This window comes from Streptomyces sp. NBC_01451, from assembly GCF_036227485.1.
Taxonomy (GTDB): domain Bacteria; phylum Actinomycetota; class Actinomycetes; order Streptomycetales; family Streptomycetaceae; genus Streptomyces.
Genome location: NZ_CP109479.1, coordinates 4,180,489 through 4,202,172, shown reverse-complemented (window position 1 = coordinate 4,202,172; position 21,684 = coordinate 4,180,489). Strand labels below are relative to the sequence as shown.

The 21,684-nt window shown below is 70.2% G+C and carries 23 protein-coding genes and 1 pseudogene; 17 read left to right on the top strand and 7 right to left on the bottom strand.

The annotated features are described in order from the left end of the window. Positions 1–51 precede the first annotated feature (51 nt). The gene (locus OG595_RS18165; protein WP_329282987.1) at positions 52–552 is read right to left on the bottom strand and encodes a hypothetical protein; all 501 of its coding nucleotides are present in this window, start codon (positions 550–552) and stop codon (positions 52–54) included. A 103-nt stretch (positions 553–655) separates the two neighbouring features. Beyond that, positions 656–901 carry a hypothetical protein gene (locus tag OG595_RS18160; RefSeq protein WP_329273400.1) on the bottom strand — a complete coding sequence of 82 codons (246 nt, stop codon included), beginning with the start codon at positions 899–901 and terminating at the stop codon, positions 656–658. Positions 902–1,073: 172 nt separating this feature from the next. On the opposite strand from OG595_RS18160, the gene OG595_RS18155 reads away from it, so the two are divergent. Both OG595_RS18155 and OG595_RS18150 read left to right on the top strand, forming a co-directional pair. Further along, positions 1,074–1,829, top strand: coding sequence for a DUF6879 family protein (locus OG595_RS18155; protein WP_329273398.1), 756 nt, complete (start codon positions 1,074–1,076; stop codon positions 1,827–1,829). 19 nt (positions 1,830–1,848) lie between these two features. Then, entirely contained in the window at positions 1,849–2,742 is an 894-nt protein-coding gene (locus OG595_RS18150; RefSeq protein ID WP_329273397.1) for a helix-turn-helix domain-containing protein, read from the top strand. Between the two features lie 63 nt (positions 2,743–2,805). Here OG595_RS18150 and OG595_RS18145 read toward each other — a convergent pair whose 3' ends face one another. Both OG595_RS18145 and OG595_RS18140 read right to left on the bottom strand, forming a co-directional pair. Continuing rightward, the gene (locus tag OG595_RS18145) at positions 2,806–3,120 is read right to left on the bottom strand and encodes a hypothetical protein (RefSeq protein ID WP_329273395.1); all 315 of its coding nucleotides are present in this window, start codon (positions 3,118–3,120) and stop codon (positions 2,806–2,808) included. After that, complete coding sequence (locus OG595_RS18140) at positions 3,120–3,437, bottom strand: hypothetical protein (RefSeq protein ID WP_443073062.1); 318 nt, start codon at positions 3,435–3,437, stop codon at positions 3,120–3,122. Before OG595_RS18140 ends, OG595_RS18145 begins: the two co-directional genes overlap by 1 nt. 155 nt (positions 3,438–3,592) lie before the next feature. Here OG595_RS18140 and OG595_RS18135 point away from each other — a divergent pair, with 155 nt between their 5' ends. The 4 genes from OG595_RS18135 (at position 3,593) to OG595_RS18120 (ending at position 6,864) form a co-directional block, all read left to right on the top strand. Continuing rightward, the gene (locus tag OG595_RS18135) at positions 3,593–3,829 is read left to right on the top strand and encodes a GntR family transcriptional regulator (protein ID WP_329282983.1); all 237 of its coding nucleotides are present in this window, start codon (positions 3,593–3,595) and stop codon (positions 3,827–3,829) included. Then, positions 3,826–4,449, top strand: coding sequence for a nucleotidyltransferase family protein (locus OG595_RS18130; RefSeq protein WP_329273394.1), 624 nt, complete (start codon positions 3,826–3,828; stop codon positions 4,447–4,449). The genes OG595_RS18135 and OG595_RS18130 overlap by 4 nt, the downstream gene beginning before the upstream one ends. Before the next feature lie 35 nt (positions 4,450–4,484). Further along, on the top strand, positions 4,485–5,615 hold the full coding sequence (locus tag OG595_RS18125) for a lipid II:glycine glycyltransferase FemX (protein ID WP_329273393.1): 1,131 nt from the start codon (positions 4,485–4,487) through the stop codon (positions 5,613–5,615). Between the two features lie 157 nt (positions 5,616–5,772). Then, positions 5,773–6,864, top strand: coding sequence for an EamA family transporter (locus OG595_RS18120; protein ID WP_329273391.1), 1,092 nt, complete (start codon positions 5,773–5,775; stop codon positions 6,862–6,864). Positions 6,865–6,886: 22 nt separating this feature from the next. On the opposite strand, the gene OG595_RS18115 is transcribed toward OG595_RS18120, so the two are convergent. After that, on the bottom strand, positions 6,887–7,345 hold the full coding sequence (locus OG595_RS18115; protein ID WP_329273390.1) for a TIGR03618 family F420-dependent PPOX class oxidoreductase: 459 nt from the start codon (positions 7,343–7,345) through the stop codon (positions 6,887–6,889). A gap of 207 nt (positions 7,346–7,552) precedes the next feature. Between OG595_RS18115 and OG595_RS18110 the strand changes: the two genes are divergently transcribed. Then, on the top strand, positions 7,553–8,092 hold the full coding sequence (locus OG595_RS18110) for a hypothetical protein (protein WP_329273388.1): 540 nt from the start codon (positions 7,553–7,555) through the stop codon (positions 8,090–8,092). Between the two features lie 64 nt (positions 8,093–8,156). After that, positions 8,157–8,744 carry a hypothetical protein gene (locus OG595_RS18105; protein WP_329273387.1) on the top strand — a complete coding sequence of 196 codons (588 nt, stop codon included), beginning with the start codon at positions 8,157–8,159 and terminating at the stop codon, positions 8,742–8,744. Positions 8,745–8,782: 38 nt separating this feature from the next. Here the strand turns inward: OG595_RS18105 and OG595_RS18100 are convergent. Further along, a pseudogene (locus tag OG595_RS18100) lies at positions 8,783–8,938 on the bottom strand (SAM-dependent methyltransferase); the annotation flags it as partial. A 179-nt stretch (positions 8,939–9,117) separates the two neighbouring features. On the opposite strand from OG595_RS18100, the gene OG595_RS18095 reads away from it, so the two are divergent. From OG595_RS18095 to OG595_RS18060, 8 genes are all read left to right on the top strand, one after another. Further along, positions 9,118–9,924, top strand: a complete 807-nt coding sequence (locus tag OG595_RS18095; RefSeq protein ID WP_329273386.1) for a TIGR03084 family metal-binding protein — start codon at positions 9,118–9,120, stop codon at positions 9,922–9,924. 71 nt (positions 9,925–9,995) lie between these two features. Then, positions 9,996–11,681, top strand: a complete 1,686-nt coding sequence (locus OG595_RS18090; protein ID WP_329282981.1) for an acyclic terpene utilization AtuA family protein — start codon at positions 9,996–9,998, stop codon at positions 11,679–11,681. Beyond that, on the top strand, positions 11,678–13,282 hold the full coding sequence (locus OG595_RS18085; protein ID WP_329273385.1) for an acyl-CoA carboxylase subunit beta: 1,605 nt from the start codon (positions 11,678–11,680) through the stop codon (positions 13,280–13,282). The genes OG595_RS18090 and OG595_RS18085 overlap by 4 nt, the downstream gene beginning before the upstream one ends. A 28-nt stretch (positions 13,283–13,310) precedes the next feature. Beyond that, complete coding sequence (locus tag OG595_RS18080) at positions 13,311–15,173, top strand: acetyl/propionyl/methylcrotonyl-CoA carboxylase subunit alpha (RefSeq protein ID WP_443073346.1); 1,863 nt, start codon at positions 13,311–13,313, stop codon at positions 15,171–15,173. A 110-nt stretch (positions 15,174–15,283) separates the two neighbouring features. Then, on the top strand, positions 15,284–16,450 hold the full coding sequence (locus OG595_RS18075) for an acyl-CoA dehydrogenase family protein (RefSeq protein ID WP_329273382.1): 1,167 nt from the start codon (positions 15,284–15,286) through the stop codon (positions 16,448–16,450). 74 nt (positions 16,451–16,524) lie between these two features. After that, positions 16,525–18,093, top strand: a complete 1,569-nt coding sequence (locus OG595_RS18070; protein ID WP_329273380.1) for a 4-coumarate--CoA ligase family protein — start codon at positions 16,525–16,527, stop codon at positions 18,091–18,093. A gap of 56 nt (positions 18,094–18,149) precedes the next feature. Beyond that, positions 18,150–18,875 carry an enoyl-CoA hydratase family protein gene (locus OG595_RS18065; protein WP_329273379.1) on the top strand — a complete coding sequence of 242 codons (726 nt, stop codon included), beginning with the start codon at positions 18,150–18,152 and terminating at the stop codon, positions 18,873–18,875. Then, complete coding sequence (locus tag OG595_RS18060; RefSeq protein WP_329273378.1) at positions 18,863–19,504, top strand: TetR/AcrR family transcriptional regulator; 642 nt, start codon at positions 18,863–18,865, stop codon at positions 19,502–19,504. Before OG595_RS18065 ends, OG595_RS18060 begins: the two co-directional genes overlap by 13 nt. A gap of 22 nt (positions 19,505–19,526) precedes the next feature. On the opposite strand, the gene pdxH is transcribed toward OG595_RS18060, so the two are convergent. Further along, a complete protein-coding gene (gene pdxH, locus OG595_RS18055; protein ID WP_329273377.1) occupies positions 19,527–20,198 on the bottom strand; it encodes a pyridoxamine 5'-phosphate oxidase in 672 nt (223 codons plus the stop codon). Between the two features lie 363 nt (positions 20,199–20,561). Between pdxH and OG595_RS18050 the strand changes: the two genes are divergently transcribed. Beyond that, positions 20,562–21,662, top strand: coding sequence for a citrate synthase 2 (locus OG595_RS18050; RefSeq protein WP_329273376.1), 1,101 nt, complete (start codon positions 20,562–20,564; stop codon positions 21,660–21,662). Positions 21,663–21,684: the final 22 nt, after the last annotated feature.

Sequence of the window (21,684 nt, the reverse complement as noted above, 5' to 3'; positions counted from 1 at the left end):
TCTGGCCCCTGCCCTCCGGGGGATCGAGGACAGGGGCCAGCGTAGGGCGGTTCAGTGGCTGTCGGGGACCTTGTTGTCGCACGGCGAGCAGTCCGCGCCGTCGATCGCCCACAGTTCCTCGTCGACGTCGAACCCGATGGACCGCAGGAAGTCCGTGGTGCGCAGGCACAGTCCGTCGCGGCGGCGTTCGACGAACGGGGCGTGGTGCTTGTAGCGGCCCTCGTTGTACGCGTCGCACAGAGCCCACCACACGGGGGTGTCGAGGATGAGCTGATGGACTCCGATGTCCACGAGCTTGCCGACTCCGAGATGCACCTCGGGGTGCTCGATGCAGCCGATGGTGTACATGACGGCGTTGCCGAGGATGCGCTCGGCCATATTGCGGACCATGGTGTGGTCGCGGAGGAGTAGCGCGATTTCGCGGTCCCACAGGGTCATGCCGCCGTCCATCACGTTGACAGTGAGGTGCCTGACGTGGGGCTGGACGGCGTTTAGCAGTTCCTTCGGGTCCCGGGTGCGGGTACTCAGCGGGCGGTCGAGGGAGATGGTCATGGCTGTTCCCTTCTCGGAGGATGGCACCCGCAGCCGCAGCGCGGGTAGGAGGATGTCGAAGGCGTGGGGCAGCGGTCCGGCGACGCTCTGGCGGCAGGCGGGTTCACGCGAGGTTGCCTTCACGGTTCCGCTCGGTGACCCGGGCGCGTAGTGCTTCCGTGGCGGTGGCCCGGCGGAGTCGGTCAGGGCTGGCGTCCCATTCCGTACCGCCGCCGGGTGGGCGGAGCTGGATGTAGGGACCCACGTGGCCCATGACGTAGCCGATCTTGTCGCTGTGCTCGGTGTCGATGACCAGGGTGTCGACGGGGTGACTGTTGCCGGTGTTCTGCTGCTGGGGCGACGTAGCCATGAACAGGACGTTAGGAAGAGGGAGCCAAGGGCCGCCCTACGAGTTTCCCGAAGTTGCTTGGCAGGATGAGAAAGTTCCCCGCTGTTCCTCAGGTGCGCCTGCCGAGTGGCGCGCATGGCGCGTCGACCTTGGGGAGGCTTGCTGAGTCAGTCCCTGACGAAAGGAACCGATCATGGTGCGACGGCTGCGCTTCAACGGCACGGGCTCCGGGCTCGACGGGTGCCCTGCCGTGCATGAAGACCTCGACTCGCGAGAAGTCATCGTGCATGGCCCCCCGCTCACGGATCCAGAGGACATCGCCCAGCTTCAGCACCTGGGCGATGGGGAGGTGCCGATCGTGGTACCCCGCGAACTGCTCGTGGACTGGGGGCCGAAGGGCATGACGCGCGCAGCGAGGACCATCAACCTGGATGAGCTCGGCCGACTGTTCACGCAGTTTGAACACACGGCCTGGCGGTTGGAAGCGCGGCGACGCTACGCGTCCGACGAAGTCACCGACACCTATGCCCAGTTCGTCAGTGGCGAGTCTGTGAACTGGGACGGCCTCGATGCGGAGTGGTGTGCGAACCGCCGTGCTCAGGCCGCGCTGGGCAAACGGATCGAACGAGTCCGTATCGTCGACAACCCGGCAACGGAAGGGCAGTTGTACCTGCTCGACAACGCGCGGCGCAATAGCGCTGTCGGTGAGGAGATCTCGAATCTCTGGCGCGCGGACGCCGAACGGCTCAGTGTCCCCGAAGAAGACTTCTGGATTTTCGATTCCAGGCTGGTCGCGTTGCTCAACTTCGACGGCGCGGACAACCTGGTGAGCGTCGAACTGATCACGGAGCCCGCCGAAGTGGTGGGCTACTCCATGGCGCGTGACGCGGCCATGCATCATGCCGTCCCGTACGAGGAGTTCGCGGCAAGTCTGACCGCGAAGGAGTAACAGAAACAGGTGTGCACCGGTGAGTACGGACTACCAGAAAGCGCGCGAAGCACTCGGGACAAGGCTGCGGGAACTTCGGCTCCGAGCCCCGGGCGGTCGGCTCACCGGTACGCAGCTCGCTGAAAGGTGTGGATGGCACAAGTCGAAAGTCAGCAAGCTGGAAAACGGCCGGACAACGCCCACGGACGACGATCTGCGGATGTGGGCGGAAGGGACCGGTCAACCCGAGGCGTACGACGAACTACTCGCCAGGCTGAGGGGTTTCGAGTCCCATATCCGATCATGGCGGCGTCAGCTTGCCGCTGGACACAAGCCCGTGCAGGACGCCCTCAACGCGGAGATCGCAAGGGCCCGCACCATTCGTGTCTGGCAGGGTGCCATGATCGTAGGAATTCTCCAAACGCCCGACTATGCTCGTTCGGTCTTCACTCGATTCACGGAGTTGCAGCGGTCGCCGCGTGACATCGAGGAAGCCGTGGCCTCCCGCATGAAACGGCAGGAGGCCCTGTATGACAGTACGAAACGCTTTCAGATCGTCCTGTGGGAAGCGGCCCTTCACGCTCTGATCTGCCCACCCTCGGTACTCGCTGCCCAATTGGACCGCCTCGCTGGGGTTATTGGCCTCACGACGGTTGAGTTGGGGATCGTCCCACTGTCGGCACCCCTGAAGTTGCCGCCGGCTGTCGGCTTCTGGATCTATGACGACCAGCAGGTGATCGTTGAGAACTGGCATGCGGAGTTGAGGGTCGACGATAACCCCGGCGTTGACACCTATCTACGGGTGTGGAATACGCTCCAGGAGTCCGCGGTGTATGGAACTGCCGCACACCGCTTGGTCGCTGCGGCACGACAGGCATTGCCCTCCCGCCATCAAACGGCTTCCGAAGTCACCGCGAACGACAACCGCGGATAGCGACACAGTCCTGGGGCCCGGACGGCTCCGGGCCCCATGGCATCAGGCCGGTGTCCCTTCGGCTCAGTTCAGCCGGTTCAACCGCTGCCCCCGGCTCTCGGCCACGCGAAGCGCATCCCGCAGGGCCTCCGTCAACCGCTCGGCGAGGAAGCGGAGTTCACCGCGTGGCGTGTCCGGGAGCAGTTCGCGGGCGTGGGCGAGGAGTTCGGCGCCCATGCCGAGTTGTACGGACTCCGTCGCGTCGGCCAGACGGGACACGGGGCCGCCGTGGTTGTCGGTGATCAGGTAGCAGGGCTTGCCCTCAGCGCCGGACCAGGGCAACAGGCGCTGCTCGTAAGGCAGTTCAGGCGTGTCCGTCGACTCCGGTTCCGCTCGCATCAGGCGACCTCCATCCCGTGGATCCAGTACGGGCCGGGCATGTCCAGGCCCAGGGTGGCCATGGCCAACTCCCGTCGCCGCAGCCGTTGTTCGTGGGCGGTGAGGTACGGGCGTACGGACCTGGTGGCGGCGCCGTCGAGAGGGGCGTCGGCGTCCAGGCCGTACGGGCTGCGGTGGGCGGGGAGTGCGGCTCGGGGCGGGGGCGGACTGGGGTGCGCGAGGAGGAAGGCCGGGTGGGTTCGGCGGTGCGTGCCGCGTGGGGTGAGCAGGGTGCACACCCAGGCGACGAGGCGGTCGATAAGGTCGGTCACTGTCATCAGCTCCGTTCGGGATTGCTGGTGGCCATGCCCCGGGGCGGCCGGAATCCGTCGCCGGGGTCTTTCAAAGCTACACCCTACTGCGGTCTACTGCTGTATGAGCGGTCGACTGTGAATCGCGCAGAATACGGCCGTCTGCGCATGGTGGTGCGGTGATGGAATTTGCTGCCGATATCCCCCGCTGGCGCCAGGTGGCCGAGGTGATCCGCCGCCGCATCGAGGACGGCACGTACCCGCCTCGGACTCGCATCCCGTCCGTTGTGGAGATCACCGCTGAGTTCGGCATCGCCGCTGTGACCGCGCAGAAGGTGCACAAGGGACTGCGTGCGGAAGGGCTCATCTACACGGAGCCGGGCCTCGGCTCCTTCGTCGCCGAGCGCCCCGAGGGGTGATCGGTCGGCTTCCCCTCGATGAGCAACTCGGGTCTTTGCGTGAGGTGTTGTCCCGCAACGACATCTTGGTGGAGGTGCTGGCCCGCACCGCGACACTGGATCTGCCCGGGTGGTACCTGACGGCCGGGTGTCTGTTCCAGACCGTGTGGAATGTCGCCACCGCCAGGCCGCCCACCCACGGCATCAAGGATTACGACGTCTTCTATTTCGATGACGGCGATCTGTCCTGGGCGGCGGAGGACAGGGCCATCCAGGCAGGGCGGAAGGTCTTCGCCGGCCTGCCCGCCGAGGTCGAGATCCGCAACGAGGCCCGGGTCCACCTCTGGTACGAGGAGAAGTTCGGCGTCCCGTGCCCGCCGTATCCGTCCACCGAGGCGGCGATCGACAGCTTCGCGGCGACGACGTGCTGTCTGGGCGTACGCCTGGAGCGGGACGGCCGGTGGCGTGTGTACGCGCCGCACGGGCTGTCGGACGTGTTCAACCTCGTCGTCCGGCCGAACCCGGTGCTTGCCCCGCGGGCCGTCTACGAGGCGAAGGCGTCGCGGTGGCGGGAGCAGTGGCCCGAGCTGACCGTGCTGGACTGGCCGCGGGCGTGGGGGCGGCCGGAGTCGATCTCCTAGGGTGGTAGGCCAAACCCGCCGAAGGAGCCCCGCTCGTGCCACTCCGTACCCAGCCCATCAGCCGTGCCGAGCATCTGGCGTTCGTTGCGGGGCGGCCCTCCGCCAGCCATATGCAGGTGCCCTCGTGGGGTGACGTGAAGCCCGACTGGCGGCCGGAGAGCCTGGGTTGGTTCGACGATGAGCAGGGTGGGCGGCTCGTCGGTGCCGGGTTGGTGCTGTACCGGCCCTTGCCCAAGCTCAAGCGGTACCTCGCCTATCTGCCCGAGGGGCCGTTGATCGACTGGGCGGCACCGGATCTTGAGCGGTGGCTGGTGCCGATGGCCGCGTATTTGAAGGGGCAGGGAGCCTTCTCGGTCAAGATGGGGCCGCCCGTCGTCGTACGCCGGTGGAGCGCGGACGCCGTCAAGGCGGCGATCGCCGATCCGGCGGCGCGGCGGCTGCGCGACGCCGAGGCCACCTCGTACGAACCGCACGCCTTCGATGTCGCCGACCGGCTGCGCCGAATGGGCTGGCAGCAGAGTGAACTCGGCGGGGAGGACGGTGGGTTTGCCGCCGGGCAACCCCGGTACGTGTTCCAAGTTCCGTTCGCCGGAAGGTCGTTGGAGGACATCCACCGAGGGCTCAACCAGCAGTGGCGGCGCAACATCAAGAAGGCCGAGAAGGCGGGCGTGACGGTGGTCCGGGGTGGATACGAGGACCTGCCCGCCTTCTACTCCCTCTACGCCGAGACGGCGGAACGCGATCGCTTCCTTCCGCGTCCGCTGCCCTACTTCCAGCGCATGTGGAGCGCGCTGACCGCCGAAGACCCGGACCGTATGCGCCTCTATCTCGCCCACCACGAGGGCGAGGTGCTCGCCGCGGCCACGATGCTCACCGTCGGGGAGCACGTCTGGTACTCGTACGGCGCCTCCATGAGCCGTCGGCGCGAGGTCCAGCCCAACAACGCCATCCAGTGGCGCATGATGGCCGACGCCCACGAGCTGGGCGCAGCCGTGTACGACCTGCGCGGCATCACGGACACACTGGAGGACTCCAACCACCTGCTCGGTCTGCTGCGCTTCAAGGTCGGTACGGGGGGTGAGGCCGTCGAGTGTCTGGGGGAGTGGGATCTGCCCCTCAATCGGCTGCTGCACAAGGCGCTGGATCTGTACATGTCCCGCCGCTGACGGGGAGCATGGGGGGAAGGGCAGGCCGCCGGAGTGCAGGCCGGGGCGCGTCGGGTGTACGTGGGTTCGCACACCCTTGCTGGTGCATTACTCTGAACGGGAGAGTGCATCACATTGTACGGAGATCGCGCGTAAATCGTGGGAAGGCCCTGTGAAGATGCCCAGTGCTGAGCGTCTGCCCTCGTGGGCCGCCGTGGCGGGACCGGTCGTGCCCGCCGGTGCGGGTGACGTCGCGCTGCCCTCCGCCAACCTGCCCGCTCTCGTCGTCCCCACCCCCGAGGGCTCTCGGGGGCGGCACCGGGGGGCGCGCAAGGGGTGGGGGGCCCTGGGGGCCGTCGGGCTGGTGCTGTCCGGCGGGATATCCGTGCAGTTCGGCGGGGCGCTCGCCGTGACCCTGTTGCCCAGGGCCGGGGCCTTCGGGATCGTGACGCTGCGGCTGTTGGCCGCCGCCGTGATCATGATGTTGGTGTGCCGGCCCAAGCTGCGCGGGTATTCGCGCGGTGACTGGGGAGTGGTCGTCCTGTTCGGGGTGACCATGGCCGCCATGAACGGGCTGTTCTACCAGGCCATCGGCCGGATTCCGCTCGGTCCCGCCGTCACGCTGGAGGTGCTCGGGCCGCTCGTGCTGTCCGTCGTCGCCTCCCGGCGGGCCCTCAATCTCGCCTGGGCCGGTCTCGCCCTCGCCGGGGTCTTCCTGCTCGGTGGCGGCGGCTTCGACACCCTGGATCCCGTAGGGGTCGCCTGCGCCCTGGGCGCCGGTGTCCTGTGGGCGACGTACATCGTCCTCAGTTCCCGTACGGGACGAAGGTTCCCGCAGGCCGACGGGCTGGCGCTCGCCATGGTGGTCGCCGCGGTGGCGTTTCTGCCGTTGGGCATCGTCGAGTCGGGCGGGAAGCTGCTCGACCCGACCACCGTCGCCCTGGGGTCGGCGGTCGGCGTCCTGTCGTCCGTGCTGCCGTACACCCTCGAACTTCTTGCCCTGCGGCGCCTGCCCTCCTCCACCTTCGCGATCCTGATGAGCCTGGAACCCGCGGTCGCAGCGACCGCCGGGTTCCTGATCCTCGACCAGGCCCTTTCCGCCCCCGAAGCCCTCGCGATCTCCCTCGTCATCGTGGCGAGCATGGGGGCGGTGCGGACACAGGTGGGCCGGAAACAGGTCCCGGTCGTCGTTGTCGAGGAGTCCGCTGGATCGGCCGCGTCGGACGGTTCGGCTCAAGTGGCGAGGAAACCGCTTGAGTTGGAGGCCTGAGGAGGCCGAGTCGCGCGTTGCCCTAGGCGTCGACGTCCAGTGCCGTTCCGTACAGCCGGTGTGCCTTCAGGCGGATGACCAGCCTGCGCTCGGCCACCAACTCCTCCAGGTACGCCTGTTCGTCCTCCGGCCGGGCCTCCGCCGGGATCATCGCGAGCAACTCCCGCCCGACCGCGTCGCCCGGGACCGTCGTGACCTCGGACGCCTCCGCCTCGCCCTCCGCGACAGCGAACGACCACACGTCGCCGCCCGACACGTGCAGCGCCGCACGCGGGTCTCGTCGCAGGTGCTTGACCTTGACGCGGTCGGCCGTGGTGGAGAACCGCACGATCCGGTTCGCCGGATCCCAGCTGTAGACCATGGTCGTCAAGTGGGCATGACCGCTGCGCTTGTTGGTGGCCAGGGTCCCGAACCGCTGCTTGCCCAGCAGGTCGGAGAGGGCTTCGTCGGACAGGGGGCGCGGTGCGGGGCGTTGGGTCATGAACTGGGTAACTGTCCGCCCAGGGACCGGCATTCCATGGTGGCCGGGATTCGGAGAGTGCCAACCGGAGCGCCGCAGCCGGAGAACGGAAACCGGGAGTGTCCCCCTGTCCCCGCAAAGGTGGCAAACCGCCTGTGTCCGTCCCGTCGGCCGTTTACCGTACGTACATGATTCGCTGCGCACCGCAGCCGCCCGAGGAGGAATTCTGTGTCATCGCCCTGCGATCCCCAGCACGCTCCCGTCGGCGATGTGGGCGCGGCACTCCTGGTGATCGACTCCGACCTCAAGAGGGTCCACGACGGCAGGACCGGGGCCGATCCCGAACAGCGGAAGCTGATCGAGCAGTTCACCGCGTCGTTGGGTCCCGAGGGGGCCGATGACCTGCTGGACGGCGCGTGCACCCTCATCTACATGTTCATGACCTGGCTGCGGAAGGCCCACGACGAACACGGCAAGGACGTCATCGAGTACGTCGTCCCCACCCTCGTGGCCTCGATGCGCATGATGCCCAGGAGCGTCCGTCCCGAGGTGATCCCCACCATGGCCGGCCTGGTCATCGCCGCGGGCACCGGCCTCAGCCCCAACCTGTGGCGTCAGCAGTACGGCGACTGGACCGAGAACGAGATGACTCCCCTCGAAGCCACCGCTTTCCTCCTCGCGGAGCACATCAACCGCATCACCGAGGACCCCGACTTCGCCACCCGCATGATCAGCGAAGCGCTGTCCAGGACGGTCGACGAAGACTGAGTGCCCCGGTGGCGGAAGGCCGGGGGCGGCACGGGCGACGGGCGGCGGGGAGGATCATGAGGGGGTGAGAATCACCCCCGAGAACCCCCTGGACGCCCCGGAGACTCTGGACGCCCCGGAAGCGCCGGAAGACGGCCAGGCCCCCGAGCCCGCACCTCAACCGGTGCGCGAACTCGTACTTCTGGCGGGCCTGAACCAGACAGACATCGCGCACGTCCACCGCGAGGTCCTGCGGGTGCTGCGCTCCGGCATCGACACGGCCCACGTGGACGCGTACAGCGACGACGCCTGGCCCCGGGAGACGCTGCCGTCGTACGAGCGGTTGCTGGCCCTGGGGAGGGATGCGTTGGCGGCCGGCAGGCGCTCACGGCGCGACGACCCCGGGATGGCCATCGACGTCGACGTCCGCGACGACGAGCAGTTCGGGCTGCTGCTGACCCTGGCGCCGTACACGATCAACGCCGAGGCGTGTCAGGGCGACCGCCCGGTCTTCAGCGCGAACGACTCGGGAACCTCGCTGTGGCTGGCGGTCACCCGGGAGCAGGAGGCGGAACTGCGAGGGCGGCTGCGGGAGTTGGGGATCCCGGCGGACGTACTCGCCGATGCTCAGCGACGACGCCGCAGATGGTGGAGCGGCGGGCGACCGAGGTGACCCGACCTTCGGTGCCCGGGCCGCGCCCCACGGCCCGGTCAGACGGCCGGCTTCTCCCACACCGACACATGCTTCGTGCTCTCGCTCGTGAACGGTTCCCGCGTCCACCCCTCCCACCGCTCGCGCAGTCGCATCCCGGCCGGCTGGGCCATCAGATCGAGCTCGGACGGCCACACGTACCGGAACGGATTCGACGGAGCCGGGGCCCGCCTCTGCCCCGTCCCGTCACCACCCCCCGTCCCGCCCCCGTTCCGGCAGCCCTCGTTCAATGCAAGCACGCTTGCTTGTTTCTGGTCGCGCTGCCATGCTTCAAGGGCGGACCGCACCACGCCGCAACGCCCGGCACACTGTCGTGCCCGAAAGGAAGCGCCTCGTGTCCGACCCGTCGGCCGTCATCGATGACCTGCGCCAGGAAGGCGCCCAACTCGACTGGCTGGTAACTGAGTTGGGCCCCGAGCAGTGGGCCCTCGACACCCCCGCCCCCGGCTGGACCGTCGCCCACCAGATCGCGCACCTCGCGTGGACCGACCACTCCTCCGTGCTGGCCGTGACCGACCGGGCCGCCTTCGACCGTGAGGTGGAGAAGGCGCTGACCTCGCCAGGGGACTTCGTGGACAACGGCGCCGAGGAGTGGGCGGGGAAACCGCCCGCGCGGCTGCTCGCGGACTGGCGGGCCGGGCGCGAGGCCCTGGCGGACGCCCTGCGCGAGGCACCCGACGGGGCACGGTTCCCCTGGTACGGGCCGCCGATGTCCGCCGCCTCCATGGCGACCGCCCGGCTGATGGAGACCTGGGCCCACGGTCTGGACGTGGCCGACGCGCTGGGCGTGCCCCGCATCGCCCCCACCGCCCGGCTCCGGCACATCGCCCGCCTCGGTGTCCGCACCCGCGACTTCGCGTTCGGCGTGCACGGGATGACCCCGCCGTTCGACGAGTTCCGCGTCGAACTCACGGGACCCGCAGGGGAGTTGTGGACGTTCGGTCCGGAGGACCCCAAGCACGCGGTCGGCCTGGTCACCGGCCCCGCCCTCGACTTCTGTCTCCTCGTCACCCAGCGCGCCCACCGCACCGACCTCGCCCTGACCGCCGAAGGCGCCGACGCCGACCAGTGGCTCGACATCGCCCAGGCCTTCGCGGGACCGCCGGGCAACGGGCGCGCACCGGGCGGAGCACCACAGTGACGGCCGCCGCTCAAAGCCGTCCGGCCTCCCAGAGTCAGGCGGCCTCCCAGAGCCGGCCGGCCCCCGTCCGTATAGGCAACGCCTCCGGCTTCTACGGTGACCGTTTCGACGCCATGCGCGAGATGCTCACCGGCGGTCACCTCGATTTCCTCACCGGTGACTACCTCGCCGAGCTGACCATGCTCATCCTGGGCCGGGACCGCCTCAAGGACCCGTCGGCCGGGTACGCCCGTACTTTCCTGCGGCAGTTGGAGGAGTGCCTCGGGACAGCCCATGAGCGCGGGGTGCGGATCGTCGCCAACGCCGGTGGCCTCAACCCGGCGGGCCTCGCGGAGAACGTCAGGAAACTCGCCGACCGGCTCGGGATCCCCGTCCGTGTCGCCCACGTCGAGGGCGACGACCTCACCGCCGGCCACCCCGACAGCCTTGCCGCACACGCCTACTTGGGTGCCTTCGGCATAGCCGCCTGTCTGCGCGGGGGTGCGGACGTCGTCGTCACCGGCCGGGTCACCGACGCCGCCCTCGTCGCCGGGCCGGCCGCCGCCCACTTCGGCTGGGGGCCGGAGGACCACGACCGGCTCGCGGGCGCGGTGGTCGCCGGGCATGTGCTGGAGTGCGGTACGCAGGCCACCGGCGGCAACTACGCCTTCTTCGCCGAGCACGTCCGGCAGGACCCTCGCATCCTCCGCCACCCCGGCTTCCCCCTCGCGGAGATCCACCCCGACGGCACGAGCGTCATCACCAAGCATCCCGGCACCGGCGGCATCGTCGACATCGGCACCGTCACCGCCCAACTCCTGTACGAGACACAGGGCGCCCGGTACGCCGGCCCCGACGTCACCGCCCGCCTCGACACCGTCCGCCTCACGCAGGAGGGCCCCGACCGGGTACGTATCCACGGTGTACGAGGGGAAGCGCCCCCGCCCACCCTCAAGGTGGGCCTCAACCGGCTCGGCGGTTTCCGCAACGAGGTCACCTTCGTCCTCACCGGGCTCGACATCGAGCACAAGGCCGCGCTCGTCCGGGACCAGCTGGAGACCGTGCTCCATGCCTCCAAGTCCCGCCCCGCCGAGGTGACCTGGTCCCTCGCCCGCACCGACCATCCCGACGCGCCCACCGAGGAGACCGCCAGCGCCCTGCTGCGGCTCGTCGTCCGCGACCCGGACCAGAACACCGTGGGCCGCACCCTCAGCGGCGCCGCCGTCGAACTCGCCCTGGCCAGCTACCCCGGGTTCCACGTCCTCGCGCCGCCCGGAAAGGGTGCCCCCTACGGGGTCTTCGAGGCGGAGTACGTCCCTCAGGACGCCGTGGACCACGTGGCCGTCCTCGACGACGGACGCCGGATCCCCGTGCCCCCGCCGCGCGACACCCTCGTACTCGAAGAGCAGCCGAAGCCGCCCCTGCCCGACCCCCTGCCGCCCGGCCCGACCCGCCGGGCCCCCCTCGGGGTCGTCGCCGGCGCCCGCAGTGGCGACAAGGGCGGGAACGCCAACGTCGGTGTCTGGGTGCGCACGGACGAGGCCTGGCGCTGGCTCGCCCACACCCTCACCGTCCCCCGATTCCGCGAACTGCTCCCGGAGACCGCCGACTTGACCGTCGTACGCCATGCCCTCCCGCAGCTCCGCGCCCTCAACTTCACCGTCGAGGGCATCCTCGGCGAGGGCGTCGCCGCGCAGCACCGCTTCGATCCGCAGGCCAAGGCGCTCGGCGAATGGCTGCGCTCCCGCCACCTCGACATACCGGAGGCACTGCTGTGACGGTCCTGACCTCCACTCTCGACACGGCCTTCGCCGACCACATCTCCCACCGCGAGTCCATGCTCGGCAAACTCGCCGCCCTCGACGCCGAGCACGCCAAGGCGCTCGCGGGTGGCGGCGAGAAGTACACCGCCCGGCACCACGCCCGCGGCAAACTCCTCGCCCGTGAGCGCATCGAGCTGCTCCTCGACCCCGACACGCCCTTCCTGGAGCTGTCGCCGCTCGCGGCCTGGGGGAGCGAGTACGCCGTCGGGGCCGCCCTCGTCACCGGGATCGGGGTCGTCGAGGGTGTGGAATGCCTGATCACGGCCAACGACCCGACCGTGCGCGGCGGTGCCAGCAACCCCTGGAGCCTGAAGAAGGCCCTGCGCGCCAACGACATCGCGCTCGCCAACCGGCTGCCGTTCATCAGCCTCGTCGAGTCCGGCGGCGCGGATCTCCCGTCCCAGAAGGAGATCTTCATCCCCGGGGGAGCCGTCTTCCGCGACCTCACCCGGCTCTCCGCCGCCGGGATTCCCACGGTGGCCGTGGTGTTCGGGAACTCGACCGCCGGTGGGGCGTACATCCCCGGCATGTCCGATCACGTGATCATGGTCAAGGAGCGCGCCAAGGTGTTCCTCGGCGGGCCGCCCCTCGTGAAGATGGCCACCGGGGAGGAGAGCGACGACGAGTCGCTGGGCGGCGCCGAGATGCACGCGCGCGTGTCGGGCCTCGCCGACTACTTCGCCCTCGACGAGCACGACGCCCTGCGCCAGGCCCGCCGCGTCGTGGCACGCCTCAACCACCGCAAGGCGTACGCCGATCCGAGCCCGGCCGAGGTCCGGCCGCCCAAGTACGACGCGGAGGAGCTGCTGGGGATCGTCCCGGGCGACCTGAAGGTGCCCTTCGATCCCCGCGAGGTCGTCGCGCGTATCGTCGACGCCTCCGACTTCGACGAGTTCAAGCCCCTCTACGGGACCAGCCTCGTGACCGGCTGGGCCGCGCTGCACGGCTACCCGGTCGGCATCCTCGCCAACGCCCAAGGGGTGCTCTTCAGCGCGGAGTCGCAGAAGGCCGCCCAGTTCATCCAGCTCGCCAACCAGCGCGACATCCCGCTCCTCTTCCTCCACAACACCACCGGCTACATGGTCGGCAAGGAGTACGAGCAGGGCGGCATCATCAAGCACGGCGCGATGATGATCAACGCGGTCTCCAACTCCCGCGTCCCCCACCTCTCCGTCCTCATGGGAGCCTCGTACGGCGCCGGGCACTACGGCATGTGCGGGCGCGCCTACGACCCCCGTTTCCTCTTCGCCTGGCCCAGCGCCAAGTCCGCCGTCATGGGCCCGCAGCAGCTCGCCGGCGTGCTGTCGATCGTCGCCCGCCAGTCGGCCGCCGCCAGGGGGCTGCCGTACGACGAGGAGGGCGACGCCGCGCTGCGGGCCATGGTGGAGCAGCAGATCGAGGCCGAGTCCCTGCCCATGTTCCTCTCCGGGCGGCTGTACGACGACGGCGTCATCGACCCGCGCGACACCCGAACCGTCCTCGGCCTGTGCCTCTCCGCGATCCACACCGCCCCCTACGAGGGCGCCCGCGGCGGCTTCGGCGTCTTCCGGATGTAAGGAACCAACGATGCCTGGGGAACCAACTGTGATCACCTCCGTACTCGTCGCCAACCGCGGGGAGATCGCCTGCCGGATCTTCCGCACCTGCCGTGAGCTGGGCATCCGGACGGTCGCCGTGCATTCCGACGCCGACGAGAACGCCCTCCACGCGCGCGTGGCCGACGAGGCGGTACGGCTGCCGGGGACCGCCTCCGCGGACACGTATCTGCGCGGCGACAGAATCGTGGAGGCGGCGCTGGCGGCGGGCGCGGACGCCGTGCACCCCGGATACGGCTTCCTCTCCGAGAACGCCGGTTTCGCAACGGCCGTACTCGACGCGGGACTCGTCTGGATCGGCCCGCCCCCGGCCGCGATCGAGGCGATGGCGTCCAAGACGCGCGCCAAGCAGTTGATGGGGCTCAAGCCACTGACCGGCGTCACCGAGGCCGACCTGCCGGTACTGGTCAAGGCGGCGGCGGGCGGCGGCGGGCGAGGTATGCGCGTTGTCCGTGAACTGGCCGCGCTGGAAGGCGAGTTGGAGGCGGCCCGCGCGGAGGCCTACAGCGCCTTCGGAGACGGCGAGGTCTTCGTCGAGCCGTACGTCGAGGGCGGCCGGCATGTGGAGGTCCAGATCCTGGCCGACACCCACGGCACGGTGTGGGCGCTCGGCACCCGAGACTGCTCCCTCCAGCGCCGCCACCAGAAGGTGATCGAGGAGTCCCCGGCCCCCGGCATCCCGGAGACGCTCACCGCGGAACTCCACGAACTGGCCGTACGGGCCGCCCGCGCCGTCGACTACACGGGCGCCGGCACGGTCGAGTTCCTCGTCGGGGAGGACGGCAGGGCCCACTTCCTGGAGATGAACACCCGCCTCCAGGTCGAACACCCGGTCACGGAGGCGGTCTTCGGCATCGACCTGGTGGCCCTCCAGATACGCGTCGCGGAGGGCTGTGCCCTTGAGGCCCTCGAAAACGGCCCCCCACGCGCGCGTGGACACGCGATAGAGGCCCGCCTGTACGCCGAGAACCCGGCGGCTGCCTGGACCCCGCAGACCGGCACCCTGCACCGCCTCGCCTTCCCGGAGGCGGAGGGCATCCGCCTGGACACCGGGTACGCGGACGGCGACCCGATCCCCGTCCACTACGACCCGATGCTCGCCAAGGCCGTCGTACACGCCCCCACGCGCGCGGAGGCGATCCGCAAACTGGCGGGCGCACTGGAACGGGCGACGATCCACGGCCCGATCACCAACCGCGACCTCCTCGTCCGCTCCCTCCGCCACCCGGAGTTCACGACAGCCCGTATGACCACGGGCTTCTACGACCGCCACCTCCCCGAACTCACCGAGCCGAACCCCGACCCGCAGGCCCCCCTGGCCGCTGCCCTGGCCGACGCCCACGGCCGCTCCCGCTTCGGCGGCTGGCGCAACCTGGCGGCCCGACCGCAGGTCAAGCGCTACGCGACGGCGGACGGCGAGGAGCACGAGGCGGCCTACCGCCACACCCGCGAGGGCCTGACGGCGGAGGCGGAGGGGGTACGGGTCGTCCACGCCGACGCGCGTCTCGTCGTCCTCGAAGTGGCAGGCGTACGAAGGAAGTTCGAGGTGACGAGGTACGGCGACGAGATCCACGTCAACAACACGGCCCTGACCGCCCTGCCCCGCTTCCCGGACCCGACGGCACAGCACGCCCCGGGTTCCCTGCTGGCACCCATGCCGGGGACGGTGGTCCGGGTTGCGGAGGGCTTGGCGCCAGGAGCCCCCGTACAGGCCGGACAGCCCCTCCTGTGGCTGGAGGCGATGAAGATGGAACACAGGATCGCCGCTCCCGCGACAGGCACGCTCACGGCACTGCACGCCGTCACGGGTCAGCAGGTAGAGGTAGGCACTCTGCTGGCGGTGGTGATTTAACGGGCGCCGGCGGAGACGCGCCCGACAGGGGCGCGGGGAACTGCGCGACCAGCCCCAACGGGCCCGCACCCACCACACAGCCCGAAGCCCCTCCCCCTTAGGAGCCCCGAATGTCCTCCGCGATCGAATCCGAAGAGCACAAAGCACTCCGCACCGCAGTCTCCGCCCTGGGCATGCGCTACGGCCGCGAATACCTGGCCACAGTCACCCGGGAAAACCGCCACACCACCGAACTCTGGGCGGACGCCGCCAAACTCGGCTACCTCGGCGCCAACCTCCCCGAGGCATACGGCGGCGGAGGCGGCGGCATAGCCGAACTCTCCATCGTCCTCGAAGAGTTGGGTGCCGCAGGCTGCCCCCTCCTCATGCTGATCGTCTCCCCGGCGATCTGCGGCACCGTCATCGCCCGCTTCGGCACGGACACCCAGAAACAGGACTGGCTCCCCGGAATCGCCGACGGCACCCGCACCATGGCCTTCGGCATCACCGAACCCGACGCCGGCTCCAACAGCCACCGCATCACCACCACCGCCCGCCGCGACCCGGACACCGGCGACTGGCTCCTGACCGGCCGCAAGGTCTTCATCTCGGGCGTCGACATCGCGGACGCGGTCCTCATCGTCGGCCGTACGGAGGACTCCCGTACGGGACGGCTGAAGCCCTGCCTGTTCATCGTCCCGCGCGACGCCGAAGGCTTCTCGCGGCGCCGGATCGACATGGACATCGAGTCCCCGGAGAAGCAGTTCGAGCTGACCCTCGACGACGTACGGCTGCCCGCCGGCGCGCTCGTCGGCGACGAGGACGCCGGACTGCTCCAGCTCTTCGCCGGGCTCAACCCGGAACGCATCATGACGGCCGCGTTCGCCATCGGCATCGGGCGGTACGCGCTCGACGTCGCCGTCCGGTACGCCAAGGAGCGCACCGTCTGGAGGGAGCCCATCGGCACCCACCAGGCCGTCGCGCACCCGCTCGCCCAGGCGCACATCGAGCTCGAACTCGCCCGCCTGATGATGCAGCGGGCCGCCGCGCTGTACGACGCCGGTGACGACGTCGGCGCGGGCGAGGCGGCCAACATGGCCAAGTACGCGGCCGGGGAGGCCTGTGTGAAGGCCGTCGACCAGGCCGTGCACACCCTCGGCGGCAACGGCCTCACACGGGAGTTCGGGCTCGCCTCGCTGATAACGGTCGCCAGGGTGGCTCGTATTGCCCCGGTGAGCCGCGAGATGATTCTCAACTACGTCTCCCACCAGACCCTGGGCCTGCCCAAGTCGTACTGACCCGGTACAGCCGGACCCGGTACAGCCCGACCGCACGCGGCCCGACCCGGCACGGTATCGCGCGAGGAGGAACCATGTTCCGCAGCGAGTACGCAGACGTCGAACCCGTCGAACTCCCCATCCACGAGGCGGTGCTGGGCCGGGCCGCCGAGTTCGGCGACGCGCCCGCCCTCGTCGACGGCGTCGACGGCACCACCCTCACGTACGACCAACTGGACCGTTTCCACCGGCGGATAGCCGCCGGACTCGCCGAGGCGGGCGTCCGCAAGGGTGACGTCCTCGCCCTGCACAGCCCGAACACGATCGCCTTCCCGACCGCCTTCTACGCCGCCACGCGCGCGGGTGCCACCGTCACGACCGTGCATCCGCTGGCCACCGCCGAGGAGTTCGCCAAGCAGCTGCGCGACTCGGGCGCCGACTGGATCGTCACCGTCTCCCCGCTTCTGGAGGCGGCCCGCGAGGCGGCCGAACGGGCGGGCGGCGTACGGGAGATCTTCGTCTGCGACAGCGCGCCCGGGCACCGCTCGCTCATCGACATGCTCGCCTCGACAGCGCCCGAACCGGAGATCGACATCGACCCGGGAGAGGACGTGGCGGCCCTGCCGTACTCCTCCGGGACGACCGGCATCCCCAAGGGCGTCATGCTCACGCACCGGTCCATCGCCACGAACCTCGAACAGCTCGCGCAGTGCGTGTCCGTGGCCCCCGGCGACCGCATTCTGGCCGTACTGCCGTTCTTTCACATCTACGGGCTGACCGCCCTCATGAACATGCCCCTCAAGCAGGGCGCCGCCGTCGTCGTCCTGCCGCGCTTCGACCTCGACACGTTCCTCGCCGCCATCGAGAAGTACCGCATCACCGGCCTGTTCGTGGCCCCGCCGATCGTCCTCGCCCTCGCCAAGCACCCGGCGGTCGCGAACCACGACCTGTCGTCCCTGGAATACATCATCAGCTCCGCCGCTCCCCTGGACGCGGCGCTCGCCGCCGCCTGCTCGGAGCGGCTCGGCCTGCCGCCGGTCGGCCAGGCGTACGGCATGACGGAACTGTCCCCGGGCACCCACATCGTCCCCCTGGACGACATGCGCGCCGCCCCTCCCGGGACGGTCGGCAGGCTCCTCCCGAACACCGAGATGCGGATCCTCTCCCTCGACGACCCCGACCAGGACGCCGACGACGGCGCGGCCGGTGAGATCGCCATCCGCGGCCCCCAGGTGATGAAGGGCTACCTGGAGAACCCCGAGGCCACGGCAGCGATGATCGACGCCGACGGCTGGCTGCACACCGGGGACGTGGGCCGTGTCGACGCCGACGGATGGCTGTTCGTCGTGGACCGCGTGAAGGAACTCATCAAGTACAAGGGCTTCCAGGTGGCCCCCGCCGAACTCGAAGCCCTGCTCCTCACGCACCCCGGGATCGCCGACGCGGCGGTCATCGGCGTCTACAACGAGGACCACAACGAGGTCCCGCACGCCTACGTGGTCCGCCAGCCGTCCGCCACCGGCCTCTCCGAAGGAGAGGTCATGATGCACGTCGCCGAGCGCGTCGCCCCGTACAAGCGTGTCCGGCACGTCACCTTCATCGACGGCGTACCGAGGGCGGCCTCGGGCAAGATCCTGCGCCGCCGACTGAGGGAGAAGTCTTGACACCGACACCGACACCGACACCGACACCGCCGGCGGAACCGGAGCCGGGACCGGCGGTGACCGTCACGCGCGCGCGTGGCATCGTCACGCTCACCCTGGACGCGCCCGCGACCCGCAACGCCCTGTCCGCGCACCTCGTACGGGACCTGGCGGACGCGCTCACGGACTGCGGCAAGGACCCGGCCGTACGCGCGGTCGTCCTCACGCACACCGGGAACACGTTCTGCGCGGGCGCCGACCTGAAGCAGCCGCCCGATCCGGCGGCCTTCGTCGGTCTGCTCCGGCAACTGCTGGAGCTGCCGAAACCGGTGGTCGCGAGGGTGACCGGCCACGTACGGGCGGGCGGCCTCGGTCTGCTGGGCGCGTGCGACCTCGCGATCGGCGGACCGGAGACGTCGTTCGCGTTCACGGAGGTACGGATCGGCGTGGCGCCCGCCGTCATCTCGATGCCGCTGCTGCCCCGCCTCGACCCGCGCGCCGCCGCCCGCCACTACCTCACCGGCGCCCGCTTCGACGCCGTGGAGGCGGCCCGTACCGGCCTGCTCACGGAGGCGGCCGACGACGTCGACGCCGCCCTGGAGCCGGTCCTCGACGGGCTGCGCAGGGCGGCGCCGGGCGCCCTGGCGGAGACGAAGCGGCTGCTCACGGCTAAGGTGCTGGAGATCTTCGACCGGGACACCGCCGAGCTCACCGCCCTGTCGGCACGGCTGTTCGCCTCCGCCGAGGCCCGCGAGGGGATGACAGCCTTCCTCGAACGACGGGACCCGGCATGGAAGTTGTGACACGCGGAGCGAGAAACGAACCGGAACGGGAACCCAGGCGGGAACCCAAACAGGACCGCAGCCGTGCCACCCGCCGGCGCCTCCTGGAGGCCGCCGTGTCCTGCCTCGCCGAACACGGCTGGGCCGGTTCCACGGTCTCCGTCGTCGCGGAACGCGCCGGCGTCTCCCGGGGCGCCGCCCAGCACCACTTCCCGACCCGCGAGGACCTGTTCACGGCCGCCGTCGAGTACGTCGCCGAGGAACGCTCGACCGCCCTGCGCGCCCTCTTCCCCGAGGGCGCCGCCGACCGCCGTGTGGTGATCGCGGCCCTGGTCGACCTCTACACCGGCCCCCTCTTCCGGGCCGCCCTCCACCTCTGGGTGGCCGCCTCGAACGAGGAGCAACTGCGCCCGCGCGTCACCGAACTGGAGGCCCGTGTGGGCCGCGAGGCGCACCGCATCGCGGTGGACCTGCTGGGCGCCGACGAGTCCCGCCCAGGCGTACGGGAGACCGTCCAGGGCCTGCTGGACATGTCCCGGGGCCTGGGTCTGGCGAACCTGCTCACGGACGACGGCGGACGCCGGGACCGGGTGGTGGCCCAGTGGGCGACCCTGCTGGACGAGTCCCTGGACCGCCCACCGGCACCGTGACCCCGTACCGGCTGTCCGGCCGTCAAGGACTGAGTCGCTCCACGCGCCAGGTCCCGTCCGCCTCCGCCACGTACCGCAGCCGGTCGTGCAGCCGGTTCTCGCGCCCCTGCCAGAACTCCACCGTCTCCGGCGCCACCCGGTACCCGCCCCAGTTCGGCGGCACCGGCACCTGTTCGCCCTCCGGATAGCGGGCGGCCAACTCGGCGTACGAGGCTTCGAGTTCGTCCCGGGAGCGGATCACCGAGGACTGTGCGCTGGCCCAGGCGCCGAGCTGGGAGCCGTGCGGCCGGGTGCGGAAGTAGGCGGCCGTCTCGTCGCGCCCCGTACGGCGGGCGACACCCGTGACGACGACCTGGCGGGCCAGCGGCAGCCAGGGGAACAGCAGCGAGACGTACGGATTGGCGGCCAGGTCGCTCCCCTTGCGGGAGCCGTAGTTGGTGAAGAAGACGAAGCCCTGCTCGTCGTACTGCTTCAGCAGCACGGTGCGGGAGGAGGGCCGCCCGCCGGCGTCGGCCGTGGAGACGACCATGGCGTTGGGTTCGACGAGCCCGGCGTCCTCGGCGGCCTGCCGGAACCAGCGCGCGAACTGTTCCATGGGACCGTCGGCCAGCTCCCCCTCGGCGAGGCCGTCGGCGCGGTACTGCTTGCGCATCGTGGCGGGGTCGATGGGAACGGCGTGATGGCGGTCGGTCACACAGTCATCTTGCCGTATCTGCGACGTCACTGAGTGGCACTGAGTGCCGCAAGGGCTCCCCAAAGGTGGCACTCGGGGATATCGTGCTGTTGCCGTCCGGTTGAACGACCGATCGAACGGGGCATCACCAGGGTGACCGTTTCGGACCGCGAGCAGTGTGGAAATGGCCGTGGAACCGAACCGGACACACAGAATCTCGCGCATCCGGGCCGCACAGCCGCACAGTCGTACATCCGTTCAGCCGTTCAGCCGCAATTCCGTATCACCGCCCGTACCCACCGCCTGTAGCCACAACCCGTATCCACCGCCCATGGCCAACGCCCGCCCCCAGCATCTGTCGCACACATCAAGAGGAGCCGCCTGATGTCCGACTTCGTACCCGGACTTGAGGGAGTAGTCGCTTTCGAGACGGAGATCGCCGAACCGGACAAGGAGGGCGGCGCACTCCGGTACCGGGGCGTCGACATCGAGGACCTGGTCGGCCACGTCTCCTTCGGCAACGTCTGGGGCCTGCTCGTCGACGGCGCCTTCAACCCCGGCCTGCCGCCCGCCGAGCCGTTCCCGATCCCGGTCCACTCCGGCGACATCCGGGTGGACGTCCAGTCGGCGCTGGCGATGCTCGCCCCCGTCTGGGGCCTGCGCCCGCTCCTCGACATCGACGAGCAGACGGCCCGCGACGACCTGGCCCGCGCCGCCGTCATGGCCCTGTCGTACGTCGCCCAGTCGGCGCGCGGCCAGGGCAACGCCATGGTCCCGCAGCGCGAGATCGACAAGGCGCAGTCCGTCGTCGAACGGTTCATGATCCGCTGGCGCGGCGAACCGGACCCGAAGCACGTGGCCGCGGTGGACGCCTACTGGACGAGCGCGGCCGAGCACGGCATGAACGCGTCCACCTTCACGGCGCGCGTGATCGCGTCCACGGGCGCGGACGTGGCGGCGGCCCTCTCCGGCGCCGTGGGAGCGATGAGCGGCCCCCTGCACGGAGGCGCCCCCTCCCGCGTCCTCGGCATGATCGAGGAGATCGAACGCACGGGCGACGCGGAAGCGTACGTGAAACAGGCCCTGGACAAGGGCGAGCGCCTGATGGGCTTCGGCCACCGCGTCTACCGGGCCGAGGACCCACGCGCGCGCGTGCTGCGCCGCACGGCCCGAGACCTGGGCGCCCCGCGCTTCGAGATCGCCGAGGCCCTGGAGAAGGCCGCGCTGGCGGAGCTGCACGCCCGCCGCCCGGACCGGGTCCTGGCGACGAACGTCGAGTTCTGGGCGGCGATCGTCCTGGACTTCGCCGAGGTCCCGGCCCACATGTTCACGTCCATGTTCACGTGCGCCCGCACGGCCGGCTGGTCCGCCCACATCCTGGAACAGAAGCGCACCGGCAGGCTCGTACGCCCGTCGGCCCGCTACATCGGCCCCGGTACCCGGGACCCGCGGGAGATCGAGGGGTACGAGGGCATCGCCCACTGAGGCCGTCACCCGGTCGGGCCGA